At 74.8% G+C, this 3,547-nt stretch carries 3 protein-coding genes; all 3 read left to right on the top strand.

What is annotated here, in order from left to right:
• Positions 1-88 precede the first annotated feature (88 nt).
• The gene (locus ACFVHO_RS40450) at positions 89-2,104 is read left to right on the top strand and encodes a putative cobaltochelatase (RefSeq protein WP_385725539.1); all 2,016 of its coding nucleotides are present in this window, start codon (positions 89-91) and stop codon (positions 2,102-2,104) included.
• Positions 2,104-2,712: a cob(I)yrinic acid a,c-diamide adenosyltransferase gene (cobO, locus tag ACFVHO_RS40445; RefSeq protein WP_385725538.1), complete on the top strand. Its 609-nt coding sequence runs from the start codon at positions 2,104-2,106 to the stop codon at positions 2,710-2,712. The genes ACFVHO_RS40450 and cobO overlap by 1 nt, the downstream gene beginning before the upstream one ends.
• The coding region (locus tag ACFVHO_RS40440) for a cobyrinate a,c-diamide synthase (protein ID WP_385725537.1) at positions 2,706-3,547 on the top strand (842 nt) is incomplete at its 3' end. The genes cobO and ACFVHO_RS40440, both read left to right, overlap by 7 nt.

Below are 3,547 nucleotides of genomic sequence, written 5' to 3'. Positions count from 1 at the left end.
GGACCCCCGTATCGCCGCTCCGCGGCTCGTCCTCAAACGCCGGACGGGCTCACATAGTTGCCGTCGAGGCACAGTTGGAGGACGCCGTATGACCGCCCCTTACCCCTTCACCGCCCTCGTCGGCCAGGACGACCTGCGGCTCGCCCTGCTCCTCAACGCCGTCTCCCCCGCAGTGGGCGGCGTGCTCGTACGCGGTGAGAAGGGCACCGCCAAGTCCACCGCCGTGCGGGCGCTCTCCGCGCTGCTGCCCGAGGTGGACGTCGTCGCCGGGTGCCGGTTCTCGTGTGCTCCGGGGGCGCCCGATCCCTCGTGTCCGGACGGGCCGCACGAGGCCGGGGGCGGGGTCGCTCGGGCCGCGCGCATGGTGGAGCTGCCCGTCGGGGCCTCGGAGGACCGGCTCGTGGGGGCGCTCGACATCGAGCGGGCGCTGGCCGAGGGCGTGAAGGCGTTCGAGCCGGGGCTGCTGGCCGACGCGCACCGCGGGATCCTGTACGTCGACGAAGTGAACCTGCTGCACGACCACCTGGTCGACCTGCTGCTCGACGCGGCCGCCATGGGGGCCTCGTACGTCGAGCGCGAGGGCGTGTCGGTGCGGCACGCGGCTCGGTTCCTGCTCGTGGGGACCATGAACCCCGAAGAGGGCGAGCTGCGGCCGCAGTTGCTCGACCGGTTCGGGCTGACCGTCGAGGTCGCCGCGTCCCGCGAGCCCGACCAGCGCGTGGAGGTCGTGCGGCGGCGGCTCGCCTACGACGACGACCCGGACGGGTTCGCGGCGCGCTGGGGCGACGAGGAGGGTGTCGTACGGGCGCGGATCGTCGCCGCTCGTGCGCTGCTGCCGCAGGTGCGGCTCGGGGACGGGGCGCTGCGGCAGATCGCGGCGACCTGTGCGGCCTTCGAAGTGGACGGCATGCGCGCCGACATCGTGATGGCGCGCACCGCGACCGCGCTTGCCGCGTGGGCGGGGCGCGAGGACGTGCTCGCCGAGGACGTGCGGCAGGCCGCGCTGCTCGCGCTGCCGCACCGGCGGCGCCGCAACCCCTTCGACGCGCCGGGGCTCGACGAGGACAAGCTGGACGAGACGTTGGAGGAGTTCGGGGAGAACGACGGGGACGACGAGCCCGATCCCGACGGCGGCGGGCCGGACGGCGGGGGCGGGCAGCCGCCGCCGGACTCCGGTCCCGAGCAGTCCGGCGACGGCACCGCCGCCACGCCCGAGGCCTCCGAAGAGGGGCAGCCGCAGGGCGGTGGCGCGGGCGAACAGCAGGCCGTGCGTGCCGGTGAGCCGTTCCGGACGAAGGTCCTGAGCGTGCCGGGTCTCGGTGAGGGTGCGGCGGGGAGGCGTTCCCGGGCGCGGACCGAGCACGGGCGTACGACGGGTGCGCGGCGGCCCCGAGGGGCCCTCACGAAGCTGCACCTGGCGGCGACCGTGCAGGCCGCCGCGCCCCATCAGCGGGCGCGCGGGCGGTCCGGGCGCGGGCTCGTGGTGCGCAGGGACGATCTGCGGCAGGCCACGCGCGAGGGGCGCGAGGGCAACCTCGTGCTGTTCGTCGTGGACGCGTCGGGGTCGATGGCGGCGCGGCAGCGGATGACGGCCGTGAAGGGCGCGGTGCTCTCGCTGCTCCTCGACGCCTATCAGCGGCGGGACAAGGTGGGGCTCGTGACGTTCCGCGGGACGGAGGCGGAGGTGGCGTTGCCGCCCACGTCGTCCGTGGACGCGGCGGCGGCGCGCCTGGAGTCGCTGCCGACGGGCGGGCGTACGCCACTCGCGGCCGGGCTGCTGCGCGCCCACGAGGTGCTGCGGGTGGAGCGGCTGCGGGATCCCGCGCGGCGGCCGCTGGTGGTCGTGGTGACCGACGGCCGGGCCACCGGGGGTGTGGAGCCGGTCGAGCGGGCCGGGCGTGCCGCGCGGCTCTTCGCCGCCGAGGGGCAGGCCTCGGTGGTCGTGGACTGCGAGTCGGGGCCGGTGCGGCTCGGGCTCGCGGGGCAGTTGGCCGGGGAGCTCGGCGGGACCGCGGTGACGCTGGACGGGCTGCGGGCGGACTCGATCGCCGGGCTCGTGAAGGACGTTCAGGGGTCGTACGGCCCCGCGAGGAGGATTGCCTGATGCCGCAGGGACAGCCCAGTGTCGTGCCCGATGACGGGCTCACGACGCGTCAGCGGCGCAATCGGCCGCTCGTCGTCGTGCACACCGGCATCGGAAAGGGAAAGTCGACCGCCGCCTTCGGGCTCGCGCTGCGGGCCTGGAATCAGGGGTGGCCGATCGGTGTGTTCCAGTTCGTGAAGTCGGCGAAGTGGAAGGTCGGCGAGGAGAACGCGCTGCGGGTGCTCGGCGCCAGCGAGCAGGGCGGGTCCGTCGACTGGCACAAGATGGGCGAGGGCTGGTCGTGGATCCAGCGCGCCCCCGCCGAGGGCGAGCAGACCAACGAGGAGAAGGCCCGCGAGGGCTGGGAGCAGGTCAAGCGTGACCTCGCCGCCGAGACGTACCGCCTTTACGTGCTCGACGAGTTCGCCTACCTCCTGCACTGGGGGTGGATCGACGTCGAGGAGGTCGTGTCCGTGCTGCGCGAGCGGCCCGGGACCCAGCACGTGGTGATCACCGGGCGCAACGCCCCTGAGCAGCTCCTGGAGTACGCCGACCTCGTCACCGACATGTCCAAGGTCAAGCACCCGATGGACGCCGGTCAGAAGGGGCAGCGGGGCATCGAGTGGTAGCGCGTGTCGTCGTCGCGGCGCCGTCTTCCGGGAGCGGGAAGACGACGGTCGCGACCGGGCTCATGGCCGCCTTCGCGGAGGCCGGGCTCGCCGTGTCCCCGCACAAGGTCGGGCCCGACTACATCGACCCCGGGTACCACTCCCTCGCCACCGGGCGGCCCGGGCGGAACCTGGACGCCTATCTGTGCGGTCCCGAGCTGGTCGCCCCGCTGTTCGCGCACGGTGCCGCCGGGTGCGATCTCGCCGTCGTCGAGGGCGTCATGGGGCTGTACGACGGGGCGGCCGGGCAGGGGGAGCTGGCGTCCACCGCCCATGTGGCGAAGCTGCTGCGGGCTCCTGTGGTGCTCGTCGTCGACGCCTCGTCGCAGTCGCGGTCCGTGGCCGCGCTGGTGCACGGGTTCGCCTCGTGGGATCCGGAGGTGCGGGTCGGCGGGGTGATCCTCAACAAGGTGGGGTCGGATCGGCACGAGGAGTTGTTGCGGGAGGCGTTGGATTCGTCCGGGGTGCCGGTGCTGGGTGCGCTGCGGCGGGTGCCTCAGGTTCGGGCGCCCTCGCGGCACTTGGGGCTTGTGCCTGTCGCCGAGCGGCGGGCCGAGGCCTTGGCCTCTGTGGCTGCGCTGGCCTCGCAGGTGCGGGACGGGTGCGATCTGGAGGCTGTGTTGGCCCTGGCGCGCAGTGCGCCGGAGGTGTCGGGTGCGGCTTGGGATCCCTGCGGGGCCTTCCCCAGTCCCGCCCCTTCCCGAAACCGGGGGGGGGGGCGCCCGCGGCCCGCCCCAGCGGGGTCCGCCGCGGGGCGGACCGCCCGCGCGCGGGGGGGGGGAGGCGCGCCGCACCG

Source organism: Streptomyces sp. NPDC127108, assembly GCF_042677545.1.
GTDB lineage: Bacteria > Actinomycetota > Actinomycetes > Streptomycetales > Streptomycetaceae > Streptomyces.
This window is presented reverse-complemented; position numbering and strand designations above follow the sequence as displayed.

Coding starts and splice junctions, on each gene's coding strand:
- ACFVHO_RS40450 (WP_385725539.1), top strand. CDS start 89: ATGACCGCCCCTTACCCCTTCACCGCCCTCGTCGGCCAGGACGACCTG.
- cobO (WP_385725538.1), top strand. CDS start 2,104: ATGCCGCAGGGACAGCCCAGTGTCGTGCCCGATGACGGGCTCACGACG.